The organism is Curtobacterium subtropicum (genome assembly GCF_030362975.1).
GTDB classification, from domain to species: Bacteria; Actinomycetota; Actinomycetes; order Actinomycetales; family Microbacteriaceae; genus Curtobacterium; species Curtobacterium subtropicum.
Genome location: NZ_JAUCMM010000001.1, coordinates 452,672 through 477,102, shown reverse-complemented (window position 1 = coordinate 477,102; position 24,431 = coordinate 452,672). Strand labels below are relative to the sequence as shown.

At 72.9% G+C, this 24,431-nt stretch carries 23 protein-coding genes; 15 read left to right on the top strand and 8 right to left on the bottom strand.

Annotated features, from left to right (window positions below; all coding sequences use genetic code 11):
- The first annotated feature begins 32 nt into the window (after window positions 1-32).
- Window positions 33-206, top strand: a complete 174-nt coding sequence (locus QUG98_RS02160) for a hypothetical protein (protein WP_289468986.1) — start codon at window positions 33-35, stop codon at window positions 204-206.
- 116 nt (window positions 207-322) lie between these two features.
- Window positions 323-895, top strand: a complete 573-nt coding sequence (locus QUG98_RS02155) for a TetR/AcrR family transcriptional regulator (protein ID WP_289468985.1) — start codon at window positions 323-325, stop codon at window positions 893-895.
- On the opposite strand, the gene QUG98_RS02150 is transcribed toward QUG98_RS02155, so the two are convergent.
- From QUG98_RS02150 to xylA, 5 genes are all read right to left on the bottom strand, one after another.
- Window positions 853-1,866 carry a helix-turn-helix domain-containing protein gene (locus QUG98_RS02150; RefSeq protein WP_289468984.1) on the bottom strand — a complete coding sequence of 338 codons (1,014 nt, stop codon included), beginning with the start codon at window positions 1,864-1,866 and terminating at the stop codon, window positions 853-855. The genes QUG98_RS02155 and QUG98_RS02150 overlap by 43 nt on opposite strands.
- Before the next feature lie 77 nt (window positions 1,867-1,943).
- Window positions 1,944-3,176 carry an ATP-binding protein gene (locus QUG98_RS02145; protein ID WP_289468983.1) on the bottom strand — a complete coding sequence of 411 codons (1,233 nt, stop codon included), beginning with the start codon at window positions 3,174-3,176 and terminating at the stop codon, window positions 1,944-1,946.
- A gap of 54 nt (window positions 3,177-3,230) precedes the next feature.
- On the bottom strand, window positions 3,231-4,220 hold the full coding sequence (locus QUG98_RS02140) for an acetylxylan esterase (protein WP_289468982.1): 990 nt from the start codon (window positions 4,218-4,220) through the stop codon (window positions 3,231-3,233).
- Window positions 4,221-4,338: 118 nt separating this feature from the next.
- Window positions 4,339-5,904: a xylulokinase gene (locus QUG98_RS02135; protein WP_289469184.1), complete on the bottom strand. Its 1,566-nt coding sequence runs from the start codon at window positions 5,902-5,904 to the stop codon at window positions 4,339-4,341.
- Between the two features lie 32 nt (window positions 5,905-5,936).
- Window positions 5,937-7,130 (bottom strand): xylose isomerase, encoded by a 1,194-nt coding sequence (gene xylA / locus QUG98_RS02130; protein WP_289468981.1) that lies wholly within the window; start codon window positions 7,128-7,130, stop codon window positions 5,937-5,939.
- A gap of 97 nt (window positions 7,131-7,227) precedes the next feature.
- Between xylA and QUG98_RS02125 the strand changes: the two genes are divergently transcribed.
- From QUG98_RS02125 to QUG98_RS02075, 11 genes are all read left to right on the top strand, one after another.
- Window positions 7,228-8,421 (top strand): Gfo/Idh/MocA family protein, encoded by a 1,194-nt coding sequence (locus tag QUG98_RS02125; RefSeq protein ID WP_289468980.1) that lies wholly within the window; start codon window positions 7,228-7,230, stop codon window positions 8,419-8,421.
- Window positions 8,421-9,119: a ThuA domain-containing protein gene (locus QUG98_RS02120; protein WP_289468979.1), complete on the top strand. Its 699-nt coding sequence runs from the start codon at window positions 8,421-8,423 to the stop codon at window positions 9,117-9,119. Before QUG98_RS02125 ends, QUG98_RS02120 begins: the two co-directional genes overlap by 1 nt.
- On the top strand, window positions 9,104-10,216 hold the full coding sequence (locus tag QUG98_RS02115; protein WP_289468978.1) for a Gfo/Idh/MocA family protein: 1,113 nt from the start codon (window positions 9,104-9,106) through the stop codon (window positions 10,214-10,216). The genes QUG98_RS02120 and QUG98_RS02115 overlap by 16 nt, the downstream gene beginning before the upstream one ends.
- Before the next feature lie 109 nt (window positions 10,217-10,325).
- Window positions 10,326-11,402: a sugar phosphate isomerase/epimerase family protein gene (locus QUG98_RS02110; protein WP_289468977.1), complete on the top strand. Its 1,077-nt coding sequence runs from the start codon at window positions 10,326-10,328 to the stop codon at window positions 11,400-11,402.
- A 130-nt stretch (window positions 11,403-11,532) separates the two neighbouring features.
- Window positions 11,533-12,861, top strand: a complete 1,329-nt coding sequence (locus QUG98_RS02105; RefSeq protein ID WP_289468976.1) for an ROK family transcriptional regulator — start codon at window positions 11,533-11,535, stop codon at window positions 12,859-12,861.
- The gene (locus QUG98_RS02100) at window positions 12,858-13,904 is read left to right on the top strand and encodes an NAD(P)-dependent alcohol dehydrogenase (RefSeq protein WP_289468975.1); all 1,047 of its coding nucleotides are present in this window, start codon (window positions 12,858-12,860) and stop codon (window positions 13,902-13,904) included. The genes QUG98_RS02105 and QUG98_RS02100 overlap by 4 nt, the downstream gene beginning before the upstream one ends.
- 225 nt (window positions 13,905-14,129) lie before the next feature.
- Entirely contained in the window at window positions 14,130-15,509 is a 1,380-nt protein-coding gene (locus tag QUG98_RS02095) for an MFS transporter (RefSeq protein WP_289468974.1), read from the top strand.
- A 90-nt stretch (window positions 15,510-15,599) separates the two neighbouring features.
- Window positions 15,600-17,027, top strand: a complete 1,428-nt coding sequence (gene glmU / locus QUG98_RS02090; protein ID WP_289468973.1) for a bifunctional UDP-N-acetylglucosamine diphosphorylase/glucosamine-1-phosphate N-acetyltransferase GlmU — start codon at window positions 15,600-15,602, stop codon at window positions 17,025-17,027.
- Between the two features lie 55 nt (window positions 17,028-17,082).
- Window positions 17,083-18,060, top strand: a complete 978-nt coding sequence (locus tag QUG98_RS02085) for a ribose-phosphate diphosphokinase (RefSeq protein WP_137766617.1) — start codon at window positions 17,083-17,085, stop codon at window positions 18,058-18,060.
- 46 nt (window positions 18,061-18,106) lie between these two features.
- Complete coding sequence (locus QUG98_RS02080; RefSeq protein WP_289468972.1) at window positions 18,107-18,892, top strand: putative protein N(5)-glutamine methyltransferase; 786 nt, start codon at window positions 18,107-18,109, stop codon at window positions 18,890-18,892.
- Window positions 18,893-18,918: 26 nt separating this feature from the next.
- Window positions 18,919-19,425, top strand: a complete 507-nt coding sequence (locus QUG98_RS02075; protein WP_289468971.1) for a GNAT family N-acetyltransferase — start codon at window positions 18,919-18,921, stop codon at window positions 19,423-19,425.
- Here the strand turns inward: QUG98_RS02075 and QUG98_RS02070 are convergent.
- Window positions 19,412-21,013, bottom strand: a complete 1,602-nt coding sequence (locus QUG98_RS02070; protein ID WP_289468970.1) for a molybdopterin-dependent oxidoreductase — start codon at window positions 21,011-21,013, stop codon at window positions 19,412-19,414. The two genes, QUG98_RS02075 and QUG98_RS02070, sit on opposite strands and share 14 nt — an antisense overlap.
- A 167-nt stretch (window positions 21,014-21,180) precedes the next feature.
- Here QUG98_RS02070 and QUG98_RS02065 point away from each other — a divergent pair, with 167 nt between their 5' ends.
- Window positions 21,181-21,867, top strand: coding sequence for a hypothetical protein (locus tag QUG98_RS02065; RefSeq protein WP_289468969.1), 687 nt, complete (start codon window positions 21,181-21,183; stop codon window positions 21,865-21,867).
- A 128-nt stretch (window positions 21,868-21,995) separates the two neighbouring features.
- Here QUG98_RS02065 and gnd read toward each other — a convergent pair whose 3' ends face one another.
- On the bottom strand, window positions 21,996-23,465 hold the full coding sequence (gene gnd, locus QUG98_RS02060; RefSeq protein ID WP_289468968.1) for an NADP-dependent phosphogluconate dehydrogenase: 1,470 nt from the start codon (window positions 23,463-23,465) through the stop codon (window positions 21,996-21,998).
- A 113-nt stretch (window positions 23,466-23,578) separates the two neighbouring features.
- Here gnd and QUG98_RS02055 point away from each other — a divergent pair, with 113 nt between their 5' ends.
- Window positions 23,579-24,118, top strand: coding sequence for a gluconokinase (locus QUG98_RS02055; protein ID WP_289468967.1), 540 nt, complete (start codon window positions 23,579-23,581; stop codon window positions 24,116-24,118).
- On the opposite strand, the gene QUG98_RS02050 is transcribed toward QUG98_RS02055, so the two are convergent.
- A complete protein-coding gene (locus QUG98_RS02050; protein WP_289468966.1) occupies window positions 24,105-24,350 on the bottom strand; it encodes an SHOCT domain-containing protein in 246 nt (81 codons plus the stop codon). The genes QUG98_RS02055 and QUG98_RS02050 overlap by 14 nt on opposite strands.
- Window positions 24,351-24,431 lie beyond the last annotated feature (81 nt).

Below are 24,431 nucleotides of genomic sequence, written 5' to 3'. Positions count from 1 at the left end.
GTGGCCCTCCTCACACCGTGAAGGAGCACGCCATGTCCGACGCACACGACCCGCGCGACACCACCAACGACCCCGAAGGCACCGAGAAGCCCGACGGCCTCGGCGAGGACGGCACCATCCCCGCGCACCCCGAGGGCGTCGCCGCCGGCTTCGCCGGGGACGACTCGCACTTCAACCCCGAAGAGGACGACGAGACGGCGGAGTAGCCGACCCGAGCACGGACGGACGGGAGGCCCGTGGCGACGCCGCCACGGGCCTCCCGTCCGTCCCGGATCGCCGCGTCGTCGTCGGGACCGCACCGTGGGTCGGTACCGTGTCCGGCATGGCCCGCTTCACGCCCCCCGCTGCCGACGCGATGCGCGCGACCCTGCTCGCCGCCGCCCGCGACGAGTTCGCCGCCCACGGGTTGGCCGGGGCGCGGGTCGAGCGCCTCGCGGCCGGGGTCGGCAGCACCAAGGCGCAGGTCTTCCACTACTTCGGCGGCAAGGACGGGCTCTTCGACGCGCTGCTGACGAGCGAGCTGACGGCGGTGCACGACGCTGCGCCGCTCGACACCGCCGACCTGGCCGCGTGGGCCGGGCGCCTGCACGACGTCCTCGTCGAGCGTCCGTGGGTGGAACGTCTCGCGACCTGGCACCGACTCGAGCGGCCGGACGTGCCGGTCGAGGCGCTCGCCGAGCAGTACGCCGACGCGGTCGCCGAGATCGAACGGGCCCAGCGCGCCGGGGTGCTCCCGCGACGCTTCCGTCCCGCGGTGCTGTACGGACTCGTCGTCCAGCTCGCCCGGGTCTGGCCGACGCTCCCGCCGGAGGCCGCCGCCTCGGTCGCCGCGGTGGTGCCGCAGCGTCGCCGTCAGGTCGTGGTGGACGCCGTCGGAGCGCTGCTCGGGGACTGACCCGTCGGCGGCGTCACGCGTCGCTGCAGGGTGCTCGAGGGGCGCTCGCCGAAGACGCCGGCGTAGGTGCCCGCGAACCGGCCGAGGTGGGCGAAACCCCACGCTCTCGCGACCTCGGCGACCGTGGTGGACGTCGGGTCCGCGGCCTCGAGCGCGGTGCGGATGCGGTGCAGGCGGACGTCGCGCAGGAACTGCATCGGGCTCGTCGCACCCGCCCGGTGGAAGGCCGCCTGCAGGCCCCTGGCACTGAGACCGGTCACGCGGCAGACGTCGGCGGTCGTCAGCGGGCGGTGGGCGTTCGCGGCGATCCACTCCTGGGCGGCCCGGACCGCTCCGTGCCCGGCCGCCGCGACGCCCGACGGCGGGGTCTGGTCGAAGGCCGCGAGGACGGCCTCGGCGATCCTCCGGTGCTGCGTGTCCCGGACGGACGGCAGGGCGGACGGGTCCCACAGCGTCGCCGCGGCACCGGCGATCGTGCGGCGCAGCGCGGGCAGGGCGGCCTGGTCGGCGGTCGTCCGGAGGTCGAGCGGGCCGGGGAGGTCACCGCGGAGCGCGCCCGAGACCGACTCGAGGAAGTCGGCGTCGAAGCGGACCACGTGCTGGACCGCCGGCGCGGCGTCGAACACGAAGGGGCGCCCCACCGGATACGTGACGGGGACGTTCGGGTGCATCGTGATCGGGTCGCGGCGGTCGGCGTCGAGCACCATGCCCGGTCCGGTGGCCCAGGCCAGGGTGTACTGCCGTCCGGGGTTGATCGTGCCCCACCGGTGCGCGGCGACCGCCGACGTCGCGATGGTGACCCGGTCGTCGCCGACCGCGCGGTAGCGGTAGGAGAACCCGTCGGACACCGGTTGCCCGACGTTGATGTCGTGACTGCTGTAGACGCCCTCGAACAGCTCGACCGCGTCGTCGACGACGGCGCCGTGCTGCGCGGTCGCAGTAGCGGTGGGTGTTCGGGGATCGGTACGCATGCGAGAGCCAGTCTGCGCCTCACCGCCGGGAATCCGTGGTGCAGTGCGCGTCGCGGCGTTCCGGCGGCCGTCGCGGATCAGCGCACGTGCGGCCAGTCCGTGGACAGGTAGGCCTCGACGGCACGGTTGCGGAACGAGTAGGGCTTGCCGCGGACGATGATGCCCCGCACCGTGTCCAACCGCTGCGAGAACGGGCCGACGTTCGCGGCCGACGGGAGGCCCATCCGTTCGGCGATGGTGGTCAGTGTCCGTTCCGAGGGATCGAGTGCGGCCATCGCCTCCACGAACTCCCGCTCCCGCGACGGCAACCGGTTGAGGATGCGCTCGACGTGAGCGGAGGCCTCGCCCTCTGCCCCCTGCCAGCCGCTCCGGACGTCGTCGTCCGTGATCACCGGGGAGGTGCTTGCGTTCCACGCCCGCTGGCCCGCGAGCTGGAAGAGGAACGGTTCACCGCAGCACAGCGCGATGAGGGCGCGGACCGCGTCCGGGGTCATGTGGACGACCTCGGTCGACCCGTCTGCGGCCGGTGTCGTCCACCCGTCGATCACGAACGGCTGGAGCGCCTGGGCGAGGTCGGGCTCGTCGATGGAGGTGAGGGTGACGGTGCGGAAGCGTCGCGCGAAGGTGGCGCCCTTCCGCGCCCCGGCCATGTCCTCGAAGTCGGGCAGCCCGGTCAGGTAGACCGCGATCGGGAGGAAACGTTCGATCACCACCCCACCGGGAGCGACGACGTCGACCTGGTGGGCGAGGGCGTCGCCGAGCGCGATGAGCAGCTGCGAGAGGGCCGCCTCGTCCGAGATGTTCTGCACCTCGTCGATGTGGACGAGGACGACCTTGTCCTGCTCGATCGCTGCCTGCCCGATCTCGACGAGCAGCTCGAAGAGACTGGTGAACGCCTCCGGGCCCTGACCCTGGCGGACGGTGACCGAGAACCCCGAGACGGCGAGCTGCTCGACCCGCGCGAAGAGGTCGAGCAGGCCTTGCCGCGCCGAGGACCGGAGTCCGGCGGAGTCCGCGAGACGGAGGAGCGCCGCAGCGACGATGCGGAGCGGATCGGCTCCCGCGGGCATCCGGAGCTGCGGTGTGACCCAGTCACCGGCATCGATGGCGTGACGGGCGATCCGACGAACGAGACTGGACTTGCCCGTCCCCGGCTCGCCGAGGATCGTCCGCCCGGTCTCGTAGAGGCCGACGTGCCGACGTGGACGGACGACGTCACGCCAGTCGGAGAGCTGCTCGACCCGTCCGGCCCACACATCGGGGACGATGTCGGAACCGGGCTGGAATGGGTTCGTGACCGGGGAGCGCATGCGTTAACTTTATCAAGACCATCTGTGGCTTGATAAAGTTAACAAGGTAAGCCCCTAGATCAGCCGCTCGGCCAGGAACGCCGCCTGCCGTTCCCAGTGCCGGTGGCCGCCGCCCTCGTGGCCGTTGTACGGGTAGACCTCGATGTGCTTGTCCGCCGAGGCGAGCGCGTTGTACGCCGCGAAGGTCGTGCGCGGGGGCACCACGTCGTCCATGAGCGCGACGGAGAACAGCGCGGGGGCCGTGATCCGCTCGGCCAGGTTCACGCCGTCGAAGTAGGCCGTGGTGTCCCACACGGTGTCGACCGCGTCCCGGTGCACGGCCAGGTACTGGGCGAGCTCGCGGTAGGGGCCGCCCACGGCGACGTCGGTGCCGTGCTCCCAGTCGGACAGGAACGCCACGTCGGGCATCACGGCGACGAGCGGTGCGGTGTGCGCCTCGACCAGGGCGGCAGCGGCGATCGCGATGCCCCCGCCCTGGCTGCCGCCGGTCAGCGCGATGCGGTCCCGGTCGACGCCGGGCAGCGCTCGGACCGCGTCGACGAGCCGGACGGCGTCCGTGTAGACGCGGCGGTAGTAGTGCTCGGCGGGCGAGGCGACGCCGCTCGCCATCCACCCGCCGCCGTTCGGGCCGGAGCCGTGCGGGTCCGGGGTGTCGCCGCCGGAACCCCAGCCGCTGCCCTGACCGCGGGTGTCCATCACGACGTGCACGTACCCGGCGAGGGCCCACGACACCCGCTCGCCCGGCAGGCCCCGGCCGCCGCCGTACCCGATGAACTCGACGACGGCGGGCAGGTCACCCGTCGCGCCGACCGGACGCGAGACCCAGGCACGGACCGGGTCGCCGGCGAAGCCCGGGAACGTCAGGTCCTGCACGTCGAGCGCGGTGACCGGCGTGGTGGCGGGGACGAGCACGGGCTCGGTCCCGGCGCCGGCCGCCCGAGCCTCGGCGATCGTGTCCGCCCAGAACGCGTCGAGGTCGTCGGGCTGCCGGACCGTCGGGCGGTACGCGCGGAGCTGGTCGAGGGGCAGGTCGGTGAGCGGCATGGGGTCCTTCCGGGATGGGAGACGTGGGCTGTTCCGCGCGTGGGATGTCGAACCGCTCGTAGGGTGCCGGTTCTTCCTGCACCCTACGAGCGGTTCGTCTTCCTACGAGCGGTTCGTCCTACTGGCGGGCGGCGGCGCGGTACTGCTCGAGCACCTCGGGGTGCGGGTCCGCGGGCACGACCGTCGCGGAGACCTCCCACGACGGCAGGCTCCCGGTCAGCACCCACGCGGCCTGTCGCGCGGCACCCGAGGCGACGTACTCGCCGGGCTCCGGGATCGACACGTCGCGGCCGAACACCTGCGCGGCGACGGCCCGGACGGCCTCGTTCCGCGCCGCGCCACCGATGAGCAGCAGCCGCGACACGTGCACGCCGGTGTCCTCGACCGCGGCGAGCCCGTCGGCCAGGGCGCAGAGCATGCCCTCGACGGCGGCGCGGGCCAGGTGTGCCCGGTCCGTCGTCGCGGGCGTCATGCCCACGAGCGAGGCGGTCGCGTCCGGCCGGTTCGGCGTGCGCTCGCCGACGAAGTACGGCACGAGCACGAGCCCGTCCGCCCCCGCCGGCGCCTGCAGCGCGAGCTCGCCGAGCTCGCCGTGGTCGACGGAGAGGAGCCCGCCGATCACCTCGAGCACGCGGGCCGCGTTGAGCGTGGTGACGATCGGGAGGCGCGACCCGGTCCCGTCGGCGAAGCCCGCCACGGTCCCGCTCGGGTCCGTCACCTCGGTGTCGGTGACGCCGAAGACCGTCCCGCTGGTACCGAGGGACACCGCGACGTCGCCCGGGCCGAGCCCGAGGCCGAGTGCCGCGCCGGCGTTGTCGCCGAGCCCCGGCCCGACGACGAGTCCGGCACGAGCGACGGCACCGCCGGGCAGCTCGACGTCGCCCTCGAGCGCGCCCATCGCCTCGTCCGGGGCCACGACCCGCGGCACCACGACCGCGTCCGAGGAGCCCGCGGAACCAGGTTCCGGACGCTGCACCGCGCTCTGCCGTGGTTCCTCGTCCGGAACCTGGTTCCCAGCGACCCGTGCGCGACGACCGAGCGCGGCCTCGAACAGCTCCGCGTCGTACTCCCGGCGCACCGGGTCCCAGTAGCCGGTACCGCTGGCGTCCGAGCCGTCCGTCGCCAGGGCGTCGAGGTCGGGGCCGAGCGGGCTCTCGTCCGCCGGGCCGTACCCGCGCAGTCGCCACGACAGCCAGTCGTGGGGGAGCGCGACGGCGGCGACGCGTGCCGCGTTCTCGGGCTCGGCGTCGCGGAGCCACCGCAGCTTGGTGCCGGTGAACGACGCCACCGGGACCAGACCCGTGCGGGCGACCCATGCCTCCCGGCCGAGCTCCTCGACCATCTGCGCGGCCGCGTCGGCGCTGCGGACGTCGTTCCACAGGAGCGCGTCGCGGACCACGCGACCGTCGGCGTCGAGCGCGACCATGCCGTGCTGCTGCCCGGCGACCGCGACGGCGGCGACGTCGTCGAGCCCGCCGGCGTCCGCGATCGCCGAGCCGAGCGCGTCCCACCAGTGGCGGGGGTCGACGGACGTGCCGTCCGGGTGGGCCGTTCGGCCCTCCCGGACGACCGCGCCGGTCGACGCGTCACGGATGGTGACCTTGCAGGACTGCGTCGACGAGTCGACGCCCGCGACGAGCTGGCGCTCGACGACGTCAGCCCCTTCGGCGGCAGGCCGCCTCAGCGCGCGGAATGCAGCCGCTGGCGCGTCTGCCTTCAATTCCGCGCGCCCATGAGGTGCTCGATCGCGAGCTGCTGCAGGCGCACGAAGCCGAAGCCCTTGCCGCCGAAGTACGCGTCGGCGTCGAAGTCCTCGTACGCCGAGCGGTCGGCGAGGAAGTCGTCGTACGACTCGCCGCTGTTCAGCGTCGGGGTGCTCAGCTCGTCGACCTTGGCGGCGGACAGGGCCTCCTGCACCTCGGGGTCGGCGCGGAACGCCTGCGCGCGCTCCTTGAGGAGCAGGTACATGCGCATGTTCGCCTGCGCCGAGTCCCAGACGCCGGTGATGTCCTCGGTGCGGCTCGGCTTGTAGTCGAAGTGACGGGGGCCGTCGTACGCCGGGCCACCCTGCGGGGCGCCGTGCTCGAGCAGGTCGACGAGCGAGAAGGCGTTCTGCAGGTCGCCGTGGCCGAACACCAGGTCCTGGTCGTACTTGATGCCGCGCTGGCCGTTGAGGTCGATGTGGAAGAGCTTGCCCTGGTAGAGCGCCTGGGCGATGCCGGCCGTGAAGTTCAGGCCCGCCATCTGCTCGTGGCCGACCTCGGGGTTGATGCCGAACAGCTCCGGACGCTCGAGCGTCTCGGTGAAGGCGATCGCGTGGCCGAGGGTCGGCAGGAGGATGTCGCCGCGGGGCTCGTTCGGCTTCGGCTCGATGGCGAAGCGGATGTCGTAGCCCTTGTCGGTGACGTACTGGGCGAGCAGGTTGACGGCCTCGCGGTAGCGCTCGAGCGCGGCCTGCACGTCCTTCGCGGAGTCGTACTCCGAGCCCTCGCGGCCACCCCACATGACGAATGTCTTCGCACCGAGCTCGGCGGCCAGGTCGAGGTTGCGGAGCACCTTGCGGAGCGCGAAGCGACGGACGGCGCGGTCGTTCGAGGTGAAGCCGCCGTCCTTGAAGACGGGCGCCGAGAACAGGTTCGTCGTGACCATCGGCACGATGATGCCGGTGGAGTCGAGCGCACCCTTGAGGCGGTCGATCTGCGCCTGGCGCTCGGCGTCGGTCGAGCCGAACGCGAACAGGTCGTCGTCGTGGAAGGTCAGGCCGTAGGCGCCGAGCTCGTCGAGCTTCTCGACCGCCTCGACCACGTCCAGCGCGGGACGGGTCGGGCCGCCGAACGGGTCGGAGCCGTTGTAGCCGATGGTCCAGAGACCGAAGGAGAACTTGTCGTCGCGGGTGGGCGTCGTTGCCATGGTGGATCACCGTTCGTCGTCGAAACAAAATGTTGCCGCGCCCAACATAAGCGGTAGGGTGGATCCTGGCAACACCGGATCGCAAAGGAGCGAGTGGATGGCACAGGACGGACACGGACCGGGACGACTGCGCGTCGCCATGGTCGGGCACGGCTTCATGGGAGCGGCGCACTCCCAGGCGTGGCGGACCGCCCCGCGGTTCTTCGACCTCGGCGTGGAGCCCGAGATGGCCGTGGTCGTCGGCCGTGACGCCGAGCGCACCGAGGCGGCGCGCCGACAGTACGGCTGGCAGGCCGCGTCGACCGACTGGCGGCAGGTGGTGGCGGACCCCGACATCGACGTCGTCGACATCGTGTCGCCCGGGTCCTCGCACGTCGAGGTCGCGATCGCCGCACTGGAGGCCGGCAAGCACGTCCTGTGCGAGAAGCCGCTCGCCAACACCGTGGACGAGGCCGAGGCGATGACCGCTGCGGCCACCGCCGCCGCCGAGCGCGGCGTCCGCGCGATGGTCGGCTTCAGCTACCGCCGCGTCCCCGCCGTCGCGTTCGCCCGGCAGCTGGTCGCGGACGGGAGGATCGGGACGGTCCGCCAGGTCCGCGCGCTCTACCTGCAGGACTGGTTGGCCGACGAGGACGGACCGATGACGTGGCGCCTGGACAAGGCGCTCGCCGGCTCGGGCTCGCTCGGCGACATCGGCGCGCACGCGATCGACCTCGTCGAGCACGTCACGGGCGCACAGCTCTCGACCGTGTCCGGCACGCTCGAGACCTTCGTGCACGAGCGCCCGCTCATGGCCGAGGGCGTCGGACTCTCCGGCACCGCGTCGAGCGAACGCGGGCAGGTCACCGTCGACGACGCTGCGTTCTTCCTCGGTCGGCTGACCGGCGGCGCTGCCGAGGGTGCGATCGGCACCTTCGAGGCCACGCGCTACGCGACCGGCCGGAAGAACGGTCTGACGCTCGAGGTCAGCGGGTCCGAGGGTGCGATCCAGTTCGACCTCGAGTCGATGAACGAGCTGCGCCTGTACGAGTCGTCGGCGCCCGCGGGGGAGCAGGGCTTCCGGCGCATCCTCGTCACCGAGCCGGAGCACCCGTGGATGGCTGCGTGGTGGCCGACCGGGCACCTCATCGGCTACGAGCACACCTTCAGCCACCAGGTCACCGACTTCGTACGGGCGATCGTCGCGGGCACCGACCCGCAGCCGTCGTTCGCAGACGGCCTCCACGTGCAGCGGGTCCTCGACGCGGTCGAGCGCAGTGCGGCCGACGGCAGCGCCTGGACGGTGATCTGATGGCCCCGGACAAGAAGGCCCTCGTCGTGCGTGGCGGGTGGGACGGACACATGCCCGTCGAGACCACCGACCTGTTCGTCCCGTTCCTGCGGGACCACGGCTTCGACGTCCACGTGTCGGACTCAACGGCGGTGTACGCCGACGAGGCAGCGATGGCCGACGTCGACCTGATCGTGCAGATCGTCACGATGTCGACCATCGCGGACGACGAGTTCGCCGGACTGCAGCGGGCGGTGCTCGGCGGCGCCGGGCTCGCCGGGTGGCACGGCGGGATCGCGGACGCCTTCCGGAACACCGCCGACTACCTGCACATGATCGGCGGGCAGTTCGCGCACCACGCGGGCAAGCACCCGTCGGAGCGCACCGGCGAGCAGTCCGACAACTACATCCCGTACACGGTGCACATCACCGACGCGGGGCACGAGCACCCGATCACGCAGGGCGTCGAGGACTTCGACCTCGTGACCGAGCAGTACTGGGTGCTCTCCGACGAGTACAACGACGTGCTGGCGACGACCACGCAGGAGGCCCGGGACTTCGACGCCTGGAACCGCCCGGTCACCGCGCCCGCGATCTGGACCCGGCAGTGGGGGCAGGGGCGCGTCTTCGTCTCGGCGCCCGGGCACCGGCTCGAGGTCGTCGAGTCGCAGCCGCTCCGCACGATCATCGAGAGGGGACTCCTGTGGGCAGCCCGGTGAACGACCGACCGTTGCGGGTGGGGGTCGTCGGCGTCGGCGTCATCAGCCAGCAGTACTTCGAGCACTTCCCGGCGCTGCCCGGGCTCGAGCTCACCGCCGTCGCGGACATCGACGTCGACCGGGCGCGTGCCGTGGGCGAGACCCAGGGCGTGCGGGGGACGAGCGTCGACGAGCTCATCGCGGCGGACGACGTCGACGTCGTGCTCAACCTGACGATCCCGGCCGCGCACGCCGAGATCGCCACGCGGGCGCTCGAGGCCGGCAAGCACGTCTACGGCGAGAAGCCGCTGGCGATGTCGACGGCCGAGGCGCAGCCCGTGCTCGACCTCGCCCGCCGCGCGGGCCTGCGGATCGGCAGCGCGCCGGACACCGTGCTCGGGACCGGGATCCAGACCGCCCGCCAGGCGCTCGACAGCGGCGCGATCGGCACCCCGGTCGGGGCCGCGGTGTCGTGGTCGGCACCCGGGCACGAACTCTGGCACCCGGCTCCCGCGTTCTACTACCAGCCGGGCGGCGGCCCGCTGCTCGACATGGGGCCGTACTACCTGACGAGCCTCGTGTCGTTCTTCGGTCCGGTCGTCCGGGTCAGCGGTTCCTCGACCCGGTCGGACCGTGCGCGCACCATCGCGACGGGGCCGGCGGCGGGCACCCCGCTCCGGGTGGACATCGACACGCACGTGGTCGCCGTCCTCGAGCACGCGGACGGCGTCGTCTCCACGGTCACGGTGTCGTTCGAGGTCTGGGCGACCCGTGCGCCGCTGTTCGAGGTGTACGGCACCGCGGGCACGCTCGGCGTCCCCGACCCGAACCGGTTCTCCGACACGGTGTCCGTCGCCGACGCCGCCACCCGCGAGTGGCGGGACCTGCCGACGGGCGCCGGGTACGCCGACGCCGGGCGCGGGTACGGCCTCGCCGACATGGCGCACGCGATCGCGACCGACCGTCCGCACCGCGCGTCCGGGGAGCTCGCGTTCCACGTGCTCGAGGTGATGGAGGCGGTGTCGACCGCGGCCCGTGAGCACACGGTGGTCGAGGTCCGGTCGCGGGTCGAGCGGCCCGACACCGTCCCGGCGGGTGCCACACCCGGGTCCTGGTGAGCCAGACTCGGCAGCAGCGCGAGTCGGCAGCAGCACGACCCGGCAGCAACCGGGCCCGGCAGCAGCACGACGCGGGACGAGACACGACAGGCGAGGAAGGACGACGACGATGACGACGACGGACGGAACCGGCGAGACCGAGGTGAGCAGCGCCTCCAGGCCGGACGGCGGTGCCCGGTCGACCAGGCCGGTGACCCTGTTCACCGGGCAGTGGGCGGACCTGCCCTTCGAGGAGGTTGCACGCCTGGCGGGCGAGTGGGGCTACGACGGCCTGGAGATCGCCTGCTGGGGCGACCACCTGGACGTGCGCCGCGCCGCCACGGACCCGGAGTACGTGGCGGACCGGAAGGCCGTCCTCGAACGGAACGGGCTGCAGGTCTGGACGATCGCGAACCACCTGACCGGCCAGGCCGTGTGCGACGACCCGATCGACCAGCGGCACGAGGACATCCTCGCGCCGCACGTGTGGGGTGACGGCGATCCCGAGGGCGTCCGGCAGCGGGCGGCCGAGGAGCTGCAGTGGACCGCGCGGGCGGCCAGGGCACTCGGCGTCGACACCGTGACGGGCTTCTCCGGGTCGTCGATCTGGAAGACCGTCGCCGGGTTCCCGCCGGTCCCGGCGAGCATGATCGACGCCGGGTACCAGGACTTCCACGACCGCTGGTCGCCGATCCTCGACGTGTTCGAGGAGGTCGGCGTCCGCTTCGCGCTCGAGGTGCACCCGTCCGAGATCGCCTACGACTACTGGACGGCTCGTCGAGCACTCGACGTGTTCGCGGACCGGCCGTCGTTCGGCTTCAACTTCGACCCGTCGCACTTCGTCTGGCAGGACCTCGACCCCGCCGCGTTCCTGCTCGACTTCGCCGACCGGGTGTACCACGTGCACTGCAAGGAGTCGGTGAAGCAGCTCGACGGGCGGAACGGCCGACTCGGGTCGCACCTGCCGTGGGGCGATCCCCGCCGCGGGTGGGACTTCGTGTCCGCCGGGCACGGGGACGTGCCGTGGGAGCGCGTGTTCCGCGTGCTGAACCACATCGGGTACGACGGCCCGACGAGCGTCGAGTGGGAGGACGCCGGCATGGACCGGCTCGTCGGCGGCCCCGAGGCGCTGGCGTTCGTCCGCCGGCTCGGCACGATCGCGCCGCCCGACGCCGCCTTCGACGCCGCGTTCTCCCGCTCGCGCTGAGCGGCCCCGCGCGTGCGCGAGACTCGGACCCAGCGACGTTCCTCGGCCTGATCAGCGCGAGGAACGTCGCTGGCCCCGAGACTCGGGCCCGACCACCCACCACCACCCCCCCCCACCGACAGGAGGACCCATGGCCCGACCGGCCACGACCACGCCCGGCAACGTCGCGCGCGTCCTCCGCATCGTGCACGAGGACGGACCCGTCACCCGCGCCGAACTCACCAGGAGCACCGGGCTCAACCGCTCGACGGTGCTCGCCCTCGTCGGGGAGCTCGTCGAACGGGGGCTCGTGCACGAGGAGTTCCCCGCCGCCGGAGCCGCGGCTGCCGACCGTCCCGCCGGGGTCGGTCGGCCGAGCGCCGTCGTCCGGGCCTCCGGCGACGTCGTGGCCGCCGCGGTCACGGTCGAGATCGACACCGTCGCGGTGGTGCTCGTCGCCCTCGACGGCACGGTGCGCGACCGGCTCGTCGAGCCGCAGCCGAGCGTCCCGACCGCGGTCGTGGCGATCGACGCCGTCGCCCGGCTGCTCGGCGTCCTGACCGCGCGGGCAGCTCCGGAGCTGCGGCTCGTCGGGGTCGGCGTCGCCGTCCCGGGCATCGTCCGGGTCGAGGACGGGGTCGTCCGTGACGCCCCGCACCTCGGGTGGCGGGACGAGCCCTTCGCCGGCCCCCTCGCCGAGCACCTCGGGCTGCCGGTCCGCGCCGCGAACGACGCGAACCTCGGCGCGTGGGCGGAGCGGCTCTACGGCAGCGCGCGCGGCGTCGACGACCTCGTGTACCTGAACGGCGGCGCGAGCGGCATCGGCGGCGGGATCGTCAGCGCCGGCCGACCGTTCAGCGGGGCCGACGGCTACGCGGGCGAGCTCGGACACACCTTCGTCGCGGCGAACGGCGTCCGCTGCCACTGCGGTGCCGTCGGGTGCCTGGAGACCGAGGCGTCCCGCGATGCCCTGACCGCCGTGACCGGCACCGCGCCCGACGACCTCGACGCCCTCGCCGCGGCGCTCGCCGAGGGGCACGACGCGGTCGAGCGGGTCGTCGACCGGCAGGTGACCGCGCTCGCGACGGCGATCCGGAACGCCATCCACACCGTCGACCCCGAGGTGGTCGTGCTCGGCGGGTTCCTCGGGGTGCTGCTCGGGCACGTCGGGGGCCGCGTCGAGGACGACGTGCGAGCGCAGACGATGGCGGCGATGACCGACCGACTGCGCATCGTGCCCGCCGAACTCGGGCGGGACGTCCTGGTGCGGGGTGCCGCCGAGCTCGGGTTCGCCGACCTGCTCCGCGACGGCGCGGTCCCCACCGCGATCCCGACCACCGCGACCGGCGCGACCGCGATCGGCGCGACCGCGATCGGCGCGACCGCAGCCGGCACGACCGACACGGCGACGCCCGCGACCGACACCGACCACTCCACGACCGACCGCGACGACGCGGTCGAGGAAGCGAGAACCGCATGAGCACCACCTCCGACACCCAGCGCGCGAGCGTCCTGCTCGGCACCGAGGACCTGACGATCGAGGACCGCCCGGTCCCCGAGGTCGATCCGGGTGACGTCCTCGTCCGCGTCGCCGCCGTCGGCGTGTGCGGCTCCGACGTGCACTACTACCGCCACGGCCGCATCGGCGACTTCGTCGTCGAGGAGCCCCTCGTCCTCGGCCACGAGCTCTCAGGGACGATCGCCGCCGTCGGCGAGGGCGTCGACCCCGGCCGGGTCGGGGAGCGCGTCGCCGTCGAGCCCCAGCGCCCCTGCCACCGCTGCGCGCAGTGCCTGGCCGGCCGCTACAACCTCTGCCCGCACATGCGCTTCTACGCGACGCCCCCGGTCGACGGCGCGTTCGCCGAGTACGTCACGATCGAGGCCGAGTTCGCGCACACCCTGCCCGACACGGTGTCCTTCGAGGCCGGCGCGCTGCTCGAACCGCTGTCCGTCGGCATCGCCGCCGCGCGGAAGGCCGGCATCGTCCCCGGCTCCAGCGTCCTCATCGCCGGCGCCGGTCCGATCGGCGTCATCTGCGCGCAGGTCGCCCGCGCGTTCGGTGCCACCCGTGTCGTCGTCAGCGACCTCGTCCCCGAGCGCCGGGAACGGGCGCTGTCCTTCGGTGCGACCGAGGCCGTCGACCCCGTCGCGGTGGACGTCACGTCGGACATCGTCCCCGTCGACGCGTTCATCGACGCCAGCGGTGCGCCCCGCGCCGTGTCCGACGGCATCAAGGCGGTCGGACCGGCGGGTGCCGCCGTGCTCGTCGGGCTCGGCAACTCCGAGATGGTGCTGCCGGTCGAGCACATCCAGAACCTCGAGGTGACGGTCACCGGCATCTTCCGCTACACGAACACGTGGCCGGTCGCGATCGGTCTGGTCGCGTCCGGCCAGGTCGACCTCGACGCGCTCGTCACCGGGCGCTTCGGCCTCGACGACGTCCGCGAGGCGCTCGAGAGCGACACCGACCCGGCCTCGCTCAAGTCGGTGGTCTACCCGAACGGGGTCCCCGCGGGCGAGTGATGCCGTCGGCCGACGTGCGCGACGCGGGTCGCGCCGTCGGGCGACCGGTCGACGGACGGGAGGCGCGGTGCCGGCGGGTGCCGAGCCTCCCGTCCGTCACGTGGTCCCCACCGGCGTCGCGTCGGGACCGCGCGCAGGCCGCGGCGATCCCAGCCGGACCGGGGCAGCGAGCACGGGACGGGACGGCGCCACCGCCCGGTCACCGGGACGCGCTACGGTTCGGCCATGACCGCGACACCGGCGGCGGCAGTGCCGCAGCGCACCGACCGGCGGGCACTCGTGTCCTGGGCGCTCTGGGACTGGGGGTCCTCGGCGTTCACCGCGGTCGTCACCACGTTCGTCTTCAGCACGTACCTGGCGAGCCGTGCGTTCGTCGACCCACGGCTCGTCGCGGCCGAGGACTCGTCGTCGGCCGCGGCGCAGGCGGTCGAGCGGGAGCTCGCGCACAACGCGGCGACCGTCTCGACGGCGTTGACGTTCGCCGGGATCGTCGTCGCGCTCGTCGCGCCCGCGGTGGGCCGGCTCGCGGACTCCTCCGGCCACCGCCGTCGGTCGGTGCTCATCGGCACGATCGGCGTCGCCCTGTCGATCGGGGCGATGGTGTTCGTCGCGCCGCAGCAGCCGTACCTGGTGCTCGGCGCGGCGCTCCTCGGCATCGGGACCGTCGCGTACGAGGTCGCCACCGTCGGCTACAACGCGATGCTCGGCCAGGTGGCGTCCGGGCCGCAGACCGGGCGGGTGTCGGCGGTCGGGTGGGCGGCCGGGTACTTCGGCGGGATCGTGCTGCTCGTCGTCCTGCTCCTGCTCTGCATCCAGGACTTCGGTTCCCCGGGGGTCGCCGGACTCCTGCAGCTGCCGTCGACCGTCGCGGACGGGTCGTGGGACGTCCGGGTCGCGATCGGCATCGCCGCGGTGTGGCTCGCGGTCAGCTCGGTCCCGCTCTTCCTGACCGTGCCCGAGGCAGCGCCGGACCGTTCCCGCACCGGCGGGCTGCTCGGCGCCTACCGCGACCTCGGCCGGCACGTCGCCCGGCTCTGGCGCGAGCGTCGGAACGTCCTGGTCTTCCTGCTCGCGAGCGCCGTGTTCCGCGACGGCGTCGGCGCGGTGTTCACCTTCGGCGGCATCGTCGCCGCGCAGGTCTTCGGGTTCAGCCCGTCGCAGGTGATCCTCTTCGCAATCGCGGCGAACGTCGTGGCCGGCGTCGCGACCTTCGCGTCCGGGCGACTCGACGACCGGTTCGGCTCGCGGGCGGTCATCACCGTGTCGCTCGTCGGGCTCGCGCTCACCGGCATCGGGGTGTTCCTCATCGGGAACGCCACGGCCGGGTTCTGGGTGCTCGGCCTCACGCTCGCGATCTTCGTCGGGCCCGTGCAGTCGTCGTCCAGGGCGTACCTGGCGCGGCTCGCCACCCCGGGGCGCGAGGGCGAGCTCTTCGGCCTGTACGCGACGACGGGGCGGGCAGCGTCGTTCCTGGCGCCGGCGCTGTTCGGCATCGCGGTGACGATCGGCGGGTCGACGCGGTTCGGGATCATCGGTGTGGTCGTGGTGCTCGTCGCGGGGCTCGTGCTCATGGCGTTCGTGCAGCGGGAGCCCGCACGCGCGTAGTGCTCCGGTCGGAGCGGCCGGGGAGCTCCGGGTCCGCGCGCCCGGAGTGCGCGGAGCGCCCGGTCGGCCCGCATGCGCCAGGATGGGTGCATGACCGACCAGCGGATCGCCGTCGTCGTCCTCGCCGCCGGGCAGGGCACGCGCATGAAGTCGTCCACGCCGAAGGTGCTGCACCGCCTCGCCGGCCTGCCCCTGCTGGCGCACGTGCTGGGCACGGCGTCCTCGATCGAGCCGGAGCACGTCGCCGTCGTCGTGCGGCACGAGCGCGATCGTGTCGCGGCCGAGGTCGCCGAGCGCGCCCCCGACGCGATCGTGGTCGACCAGGACGAGGTCCCCGGCACCGGGCGTGCCGTCGAGGTCGCCGTGCAGGCGCTGCCGGCGGACTTCGACGGCACCGTGGTCGTGCTCTCCGGTGACGTCCCGCTGCTCGATGCGGTCTCGGTCCGGGCGCTCGTGGACGCGCACGCCGGCAAGGCGGTCACGCTCGTGAGCGCGATCGCCGACGACCCGACCGGCCTCGGCCGCATCGTCCGCGACGCATCCGGCGCGTTCGTCGAGATCGTCGAGCACAAGGACGCCACCGACGAGCAGCGCACGATCACCGAGTACAACGCCGGCATCTACGCCTTCGACGTGACCCACCTCCGCGCGGTGCTGCCCTCGCTCACCACCGCCAACGCGCAGGCGGAGAAGTACGTGACCGACGTCCCGGCGCTCGTCATGGAACGCGGGGGAGCGGTGGACGTCGTCACGCTGACCGACCCCTGGCTCGTCGCCGGCATCAACGACCGCGCCCAGCTCGCCGACGCCGCGCGGGAGCTCAACGCCCGCATCGTCCGTCGGCACCAGGTCGCCGGCGTCACCGTGCAGGACCCGGCGACCACCTGGATCGACGTGGACGTCACGATCGAGCCCGACGCGGAGATCCTGCCCGGCACGCAGCTCGTCGGGGCGACGGCCATCGCCGCGGGCGCGGTGGTCGGACCGGACACCACGCTCCGGGACACCGAGGTCGGTGCCGGCGCGGTCGTGAACCGGGTGGACGCCACCCTGGCGGTCGTCGGGGACGGTGCCACGGTCGGACCCTTCGCCTACCTGCGACCGGGCACGGTCCTGGGCGAGCGGGGCAAGATCGGCACCTTCGTCGAGACGAAGAACGCGGTGATCGGCCGCGGCAGCAAGGTCCCGCACCTGTCGTACATCGGCGACGCCGAGGTCGGCGAGGACTCGAACATCGGGGCCAACACGATCACGGCGAACTACGACGGCGTGCACAAGCACCGCACCGAGGTCGGGTCGCACGTCCGCACCGGCTCGCACAACGTCTTCGTCGCCCCGGTTAGGATTGGTGACGGGGCGTACACCGGCGCGGGTACGACCGTCCGCAAGGACGTACCGGCCGGGTCGCTGGCGATCAGCTACGCCCCGCAGCGCAACACCGACGGATGGGTCGAGGAACACCGACCCGGTTCGCCGGCGGCCGAGGCGGCTCGGCGCGCGCACGGCGAACAGATCTGACGGCGGTCGGGTCGATCGAGACGACCCCGAGCGGGTCAGGGAGTGAGCACCGCACTTGTCCGGAATCAAGACCACGGGCCAGAAACGACTCGTCCTCGTGTCCGGCCGGGCACACCCGGAGCTCTCGGCGCAGATCGCCGAGGAGCTCGGGGTCGATCTCGTCCCCACCGACGCCAGGACCTTCGCGAACGGTGAGCTCTACGCCCGCTTCGACGAGTCGGTCCGCGGCTGCGACGCGTTCGTCATCCAGTCGCACACCGCGCCGATCAACGAGTGGCTCATGGAGCAGCTCATCATGGTCGACGCCCTCAAGCGCGCGTCGGCGAAGCGCATCACCGTCGTCGCGCCCTTCTACCCCTACGCCCGCCAGGACAAGAAGGGCCGCGGCCGCGAGCCGATCTCGGCCCGGCTCGTCGCCGACCTGTTCAAGGCCGCCGGCGCTCACCGCATCATGAGCGTCGACCTGCACGCCGCACAGATCCAGGGCTTCTTCGACGGCCCGGTCGACCACCTGTTCGCGATGCCCGTCCTGCTCGAGCGCTTCCAGCAGATCCTCGACCCGGCGACCCTGACCGTCGTGTCGCCCGACATGGGCCGCGTGCGGGTCGCCGACATCTGGTCCGAGAAGCTCGGCGCTCCGCTGGCGATCATCCACAAGCGCCGTGACCCGCTCGTGCCGAACCAGGTGTCCGTGCACGAGATCGTCGGCGACGTCTCCGGTCGCGTCTGCCTGCTCGTCGACGACCTCATCGACACCGGCCGCACCATCGCCAAGGCGGCCGAGGCCCTCAAGGCGAACGGCGCGACCGGCGTCGTCGTCGCGGCCACCCACGCCGTGTTCTCCGACCCGGCGACCGAGCTGCTGCAGAGCGAGTTCATCGACCGCGTCGTCGTCACCGACACCCTGCCGCTGCCCGAGGACAAGCGGTGGGACCGTCTCGAGGTCCTGCCGATCGCACCGCTCATCGCGCGCGCGATCCACGAGGTCTTCGACGACGGTTCCGTGACGTCGATGTTCGACGGTGCCGCGTAGCCGGACCGGCCACGTGCGCACCGTGACCCGTCCGGTGCGCTGAGCCGTGCCTGGCGTCCATCCGGCCCGAGCCGCACTGGCCGCTCGACTCCGGTCGGCGGGCAGCGTCTTCGCCGAGGACGAAGCGGACCTGCTGCTCGAGGCCGGTGACGGCGACCCCGTGAAGCTGCGCGGGCTCGTGCAGCGACGGCTCGGCGGCGAGCCGCTCGAGGTCGTGCTCGGCTGGGCAGCCTTCGACGGGCACCGTGTGCGGGTCGCACCGGGCGTGTTCGTGCCACGGACCCGGACCACGGTCGTCGTGGAGCAGGCCGCGCGGCGGCTGCACCGCTACGACCGGGTCGTCGACCTGTGCTGTGGGGTCGGCGCGATCTCGGTCGCGCTGCTCGGCCGCGTCGGCGCGCTTGACCTGGTCGCAGCGGACGTCGACCCGGATGCGGTGGACGTCGCCGCGGAGAACATCGGTGACCGGGGGATCGTCGTCCTGGGCGACCTGTTCGCGCCGTTGCCGGAGCGCCTCCGCGGAGCCGTCGACGTCGTCGCGGTGAACGCGCCGTACGTGCCGTCCGGGGCACTGTCGACCATGCCGGCCGAGGCGCGGGAGCACGAGCGGCTCGTCGCACTGGACGGCGGGCCCGACGGGCTCGACGTGCACCGACGGGTGGCGGCGGGAGCGGGGGAGTGGCTCCGGCCGGGCGGCGCGGTCGTCATCGAGGTGTCGTCCGACCAGGCGCCGGTGTCGGCGGCGGTGTTCGAGGGTGCCGGCTTCATCGTGACGATCGAGTCCGACGCACAGGTCGACGGCACGTGCATCGTCGCGGAGCTGCCCGTCTGACGCCCGCGCCGCGGTACCGTCTCGGCGTGCAGTACTCGTCCACACCACCGACCGCAGCGGAGTTCCGGGCCCTGTACGACGAGACCGGGTGGGGTGCGTGGGACCTCGAGCGGTTCGACCGGGCCCTGGCGGGCAGCTGGGTGGTGTGCAGCGCGCGGGACGAGGTGGGTCGTCTGGTCGGGATCGAGCGTCTCATCAGCGACGGCGCCCTGCACGCCTTCGTCACCGAGATGATCGTGTCGGAGGGCGTCCGCGGGAAGGGCGTCGGCGGCGAGGTCCTCGCCCGGCTCGTCGCCGAGGCGCGACGACGCGGTGTCGAGGACGTGCAGCTCTTCGCAGCGCGGGGCCGAGCCACCTTCTCCGAACAGCACGGCTTCGTCCGCCGGCACGAGGACGGACCGGGCATGGACCTCGACACGGCCCTCGCGACGTCCGCGACCGGCGGGTGGGGCGACGGTGACGCGAGCGGTGTCGGCGGTGGTGGCAGCGGCGACGGCGGCCGCAACGGCGATGGCCCGGTCAGCCGGCGCTGACCTGCACCGTGTGCCATCCGGTGGCGCCGTTCGGGGCCGGCTGCCGCTCCACGCTCGTCTGCACCTGGCCGTCGGCGCTGACCGCCCGGACCCGGATGGTGTGCGAGCCCGCCTCCGGCGTCCAGCGGAGCACCCACTGCCGCCAGGTGTCTGCCGAGACGGAGTCCGCGAGCTCTGCGTCCTGCCACTCGCCGTCGTCGAAGCGCACCTGCACCGCCTTCACCCCGGTGTGCGGCTGCCACGCGACGCCGGCGACGGCGACCTGCTGTCCGGCGGTCAGCGAGGTGCCGCCCCGAGGAGTGTCGATGCGTGACTCGAGCTTCACCGGTCCGCGTTCCGACCAGCCCCGTGGGGTCCAGTACCCCTGGGCGTCGGCGAAGCGAGTGACCTCGAGCTCGGTGACCCACTTCGTCGCGGAGACGTAGCCGAAGAGTCCGGGGACCACCATCCGCACCGGGAAACCGTGCTCGGCGGGGAGCGGCTCCCCGTTCATCCCGATCGCCAGCAGCGCGGCCGTGCCCTCGTCCTGCAGCACGTCGAGCGGTGTCCCCGCGGAGAACCCGTCGATGCTGCGCGAGAGCACCATGTCGGCGCCGTCCTGCACCCCCGCTCGGGCGAGCAGTTCCCGGATCGGGTAGCCCAGCCACAGCGCGTTGCCGATGAGGTCGCCGCCGACCTCGTTCGACACACAGCTGAGCGTGGCCATGTGCTCCTGCAGGGGAAGCGCGAGGAGCTCGTCCCAGGTCAGCTCGACCTCGCGGTCGACGGCGCCGTGGATGCGGAGCGTCCAGTCGGCCGGATCGATCGACGGGACCCGGAGCGCCGTGTCGATGCGGTAGAAGTCGGTGTTCGGGGTGACGTAGGGCGTGATCCCGTCGACGTCGAGCGACGCGCCGGAGGGGACGGCCGGAGCGGTCGTCGCGGCGCGGGGGAGCCGGACAGCGCGTCGTGCGGCCGCCGCAGCCTGCATCGCCGCCGTTCCGGCTCGCGACGCGCCGCCGAGGACGATCGCCGCCGCGGCGGCCGTCGCGCTCCACACCAGGAAGGCGCGTCGCTCGGTCGCCGCGGGGCGCGGTGAGGCCGACGGTACGGCGGCCGCGGCCTCCCACCGGCGGAGTCGACGCAGGAGCACGCGGAGCACGACGATCGCTGCGGCGACGCCGAGCACCGTCGGGGCGCCGTCCCAGGTGCCGCTGCCCGAGCGGGTGGTCACGGCGACGAGCGCGAGGACCGCACCGGCCGCGAGGACGAGCGCCCCGAACGGCGGCCGGGCGCGCTCGAGCACGCCCGCACCCGCGCTGACCGCTGCCGTGATGACGGCCATCAGCACGAAGAGGGCGATCTTGTCCCCGGTGCCGAACAGCCCGACCATCACGTCCTTCGCTGCCGGGGGAGCGAGGTCGATCACGGCGGAACCGACGGCCACGAGCGGACTGCCCGCCCCGCCGAGCAGCAGCGCACCGAACTCGGCGACCGCCAGGAACGCGGCGATCGCGATCACACCGCACACGGCCGCGAGCAGGGCCGGACGCCGGATCCGTGTCGGAGTCGGTGCCTGCTCGGCGGTCGGTGTCGCTGTCGTGCTCACCCGTGCAGCGTAGGTCGACCTGACCGCGGAGGGGCTGACAACCGCCTGCTCGTGGACGACGGGCGTCCGCGCCGGGGCTGTGCAGGGATCGTCATCCCGACGGGTTCGTCGACCGTTCACTGCTCACGGACAGCGCGGCCGACCGGACCCGTGCGAGGATCGGGAGCGTGTTGGACCGACCAGACCGCGTGCCCCGCCGCGGGCGCGCGCGGCGGTCGCGAACCGCTTGGACGGTCGAACGGCGCTTCGCGGTCCTGCGCTGGAGCATCGTCGGTGTCTGGACCGCGCTCCTGGTCGGTCGGATCGTCGTGGTCTCGACGGCGCCGCAGACCGACCTGACGTTCTTCGGCATCGCCGAGCTCGTCGCGATCACCGTCGGGGTGGCGGGCGTCGTCGTCGCCGTCGTTCGCGCCCGGGCGATCCGGCGTCGTCGTGCGGACGAGGCGCTCGCGCTCGCGATCCGTCGCATCGACCCGACCGTCTGGCTGGTCCCGGCAGCGCCGACACCGGAGCTGCGCCAGGACGTACAGCGTGCCCGGCCAGAGGCGGTCCTGGGCGAGCGTGTGACCTGGGCGTTCGGAGCGACCGAGGCGTCACTGTGGGAACTCGAGGAGCGCCGGGCGACCCGGCTGCTCGTGATCCGCTGGAGTCGGATGGTGCACATCGGTATCGAGGACGTCCTGGGGGAGCGGAACGCCAGCGCCGTGGCCGTGCACTACGTCCGCCCGGACGACACCGCCGCAGTCGCCACCTTCTTCGTCCGCTCGGCTGCCGGGTCCCGTCGACTGCTCGGACGGGGCCCTCGGCTCGAGCGGCTCGTCGCGGACCTGGCGCGGGAGCGCATCGTCGCCTGACCCGCGGCGGACGTCCGCCAGCGGGAGCGCGGGTGGGGGCGACCACCGGGTACGCAGCAGGCCCCGTCGACCGACGGGGCCTGCTGTGTGGTCGGGTCAGTGCGTGTTCGGGTCAGTGCGTGTTCGGGTCAGTGCGTGGAGGGTTCCTGCTCGACCTCGCGGCGGCCGTCCTCCGACCACAGCGTGTGGAAGGTGCCGTCCTTGTCGACGCGCTGGTAGGTGTGCGCGCCGAAGAAGTCGCGCTGGCCCTGGATGAGCGCCGCCGGCAGGCGGTCCGAGGCGAGCGAGTCGAAGTACGCGAGCGCGGACGAGAACCCCGGGGCGGGGATGCCCGACGCCGCGGCGATCCCGACGATGCGTCGCCAGGCCGCTTCGCCCTCGGCGACGGCGTCGGCGAAGTACGGGTCGACCAGCAGGCTCTCGAGCGAGGGGTTCTTGTCGTAGGCCTCGACGATGCGGTTGAGGAACTGGGCGCGGATGATGCAGCCGCCGCGCCAGATCTTCGCGATGTCGCCCAGGTCGATGTCCCAGTCGTACTCCTTCGCCCCGGCGATGATGAGGTCGAAGCCCTGCGCGTACGCGACGACCTTCGACGCGTACAGCGCCGCGCGGACGTCGTCCTCGAAGGTGTCGGGCACGTCGACGACGTCCGGACGGCCCGTGACCGAGCGCTGCACGGCGGCGCGCTGCGTGGGCTTCGAGGACACCGCGCGGGCGAAGACCGCCTCGCCGATGCCGGAGACGGGGATCCCGAGGCCGACCGCGTTCTGCACGGTCCACACGCCGGTGCCCTTGGAGCCGGCCTCGTCACGGATGACGTCGACGAGCGGCTTGCCGGTTTCGGCGTCCTGCTGCTTGAGGACCTCGCCGGTGATCTCGATCAGGTACGACTCGAGGTCGCCCTCGTTCCACTTCTCGTAGATCTGCACGAGCTCGTCGACCGAGTGCCCGCCGGCGCGACGGAGCAGGTCGTAGGACTCGGCGATGAGCTGCATGTCGGCGTACTCGATGCCGTTGTGCACCATCTTGACGAAGTGGCCGGCACCGTCGGTGCCGATGTGCGTCACGCACGGCTCGCCCTCCGCCACCGCGGCGATCGACTTCAGGATCGGTCCGAGGGTCTCCCACGCCTCGTCCGAACCGCCGGGCATGATCGACGGGCCCTTCAGCGCGCCCTCCTCGCCACCCGAGATGCCGGTGCCGACGAAGTTGAGACCCTTCTCGCGCAGGTCGTGCTCGCGGCGGATGGTGTCGTGGAAGTTCGCGTTGCCGCCGTCGACGATGATGTCGCCTTCCTCGAACCGGTCGGCGAGCTGCTCGATGACGGCGTCGGTACCCTTGCCGGCCTGCACCATGATGATCGCGGTACGCGGCTTCGACAGCGAGGCGACGAAGCCGTCGATGTCCTCCGACGCGATGAACCCCATGTCACCGTGCTCGTCCATGAGCTCCTGGGTCCGTGCGTAGGTGCGGTTGTAGACCGCGACCGTGTTGCCCTCGCGCGATGCGAGGTTGCGGGCCAGGTTCGAGCCCATCACCGCCAGACCGACGACACCGATGTTCGCCGTGCCGCCGTCGTGCTGTTCGTTGTCCGCCACCTGAGTCTCCTTCGTCCTGACGTGTCGCGGCCCACGGTACGACCGACACCTTGGGCCGGCACGGGTGTGCCGGCAACTGGGGACGGGAAGCGGACGACCCGTACTGTGGAGGGATGACCGACCACGACGTCCTCCCGCCCGTGCTCGTGATGGGTGTCTCCGGCTCGGGCAAGTCCACGATCGGCCAGGCGCTCGCCGACGCGCTCGCCGAGCAGGGCCAGCCGAGCACGTTCGTGGACGCCGACGACCTGCACCCGGCCGCCAACAAGGAGAAGATGCGGCAGGGCACGCCGCTGACGGACGAGGACCGCTGGCCCTGGCTGGACGCCTGCGCGGCGCGCATCGCCGATGTGCAGGCGTCCGGGCACCGGTGCGTGATGGCGAACTCCGCGCTCAAGCGGGTCTACCGCGACCGGCTCCGCAGTTCGGCGCCCGACCTGGTCATCGCGTTCCTCGACGGGTCGTTCGACCTGATCGCCGAGCGCCAGTCGCACCGTCACCACGAGTACATGCCGTCATCGCTGCTCGACTCGCAGTTCGCCACCCTCGAGCGGCCGCAGCCCGACGAGACCGCCGTCGCCGTGTCGATCGAGGGATCGGTCGACGACACCGTGGCGACGATCACGTCGGCGCTGTCGGTCACTTCCGGCTGAGCTCCGCGAGCCGCGAACGGTACTCGTCCGCGTCGATGTCGCCGCGCGCGAACCGGTCGGCGAGGACCGCCCTGGCGTCGGACCGCGCGCGCCAGCCGCCGCGGCGCAGGACGCCGAACACGACGGCGACGGCCAGCAGCACGAGCAGGAGGAACGCCGGGAACAGGAAGAAGGGCGGCCCGCCGTGCCCGTACGGGCCGACGGCGGCGATGGTCGAGAGAGCGGTGTGCACGGTTGCCTCCTGTGCGGGTCGTGCCGCCCGGTCGGGCGACGTTCCAAGCGTCCGGCCTGGAGGCTCGTCCCGCGTCCGCCA

Excerpts from the sequence above, each read along its gene's own strand:
- QUG98_RS02140 (WP_289468982.1), bottom strand. The coding sequence starts at position 4,220 with ATGCCGCTCACCGACCTGCCCCTCGACCAGCTCCGCGCGTACCGCCCG.
- QUG98_RS02125 (WP_289468980.1), top strand. The coding sequence starts at position 7,228 with ATGGCACAGGACGGACACGGACCGGGACGACTGCGCGTCGCCATGGTC.
- QUG98_RS02150 (WP_289468984.1), bottom strand. The coding sequence starts at position 1,866 with ATGCGTACCGATCCCCGAACACCCACCGCTACTGCGACCGCGCAGCAC.
- QUG98_RS02160 (WP_289468986.1), top strand. The coding sequence starts at position 33 with ATGTCCGACGCACACGACCCGCGCGACACCACCAACGACCCCGAAGGC.
- xylA (WP_289468981.1), bottom strand. The coding sequence starts at position 7,130 with ATGGCAACGACGCCCACCCGCGACGACAAGTTCTCCTTCGGTCTCTGG.
- QUG98_RS02055 (WP_289468967.1), top strand. The coding sequence starts at position 23,579 with ATGACCGACCACGACGTCCTCCCGCCCGTGCTCGTGATGGGTGTCTCC.
- QUG98_RS02105 (WP_289468976.1), top strand. The coding sequence starts at position 11,533 with ATGGCCCGACCGGCCACGACCACGCCCGGCAACGTCGCGCGCGTCCTC.
- QUG98_RS02100 (WP_289468975.1), top strand. The coding sequence starts at position 12,858 with ATGAGCACCACCTCCGACACCCAGCGCGCGAGCGTCCTGCTCGGCACC.
- glmU (WP_289468973.1), top strand. The coding sequence starts at position 15,600 with ATGACCGACCAGCGGATCGCCGTCGTCGTCCTCGCCGCCGGGCAGGGC.
- QUG98_RS02095 (WP_289468974.1), top strand. The coding sequence starts at position 14,130 with ATGACCGCGACACCGGCGGCGGCAGTGCCGCAGCGCACCGACCGGCGG.
- QUG98_RS02110 (WP_289468977.1), top strand. The coding sequence starts at position 10,326 with ATGACGACGACGGACGGAACCGGCGAGACCGAGGTGAGCAGCGCCTCC.
- QUG98_RS02120 (WP_289468979.1), top strand. The coding sequence starts at position 8,421 with ATGGCCCCGGACAAGAAGGCCCTCGTCGTGCGTGGCGGGTGGGACGGA.
- QUG98_RS02155 (WP_289468985.1), top strand. The coding sequence starts at position 323 with ATGGCCCGCTTCACGCCCCCCGCTGCCGACGCGATGCGCGCGACCCTG.
- QUG98_RS02145 (WP_289468983.1), bottom strand. The coding sequence starts at position 3,176 with ATGCGCTCCCCGGTCACGAACCCATTCCAGCCCGGTTCCGACATCGTC.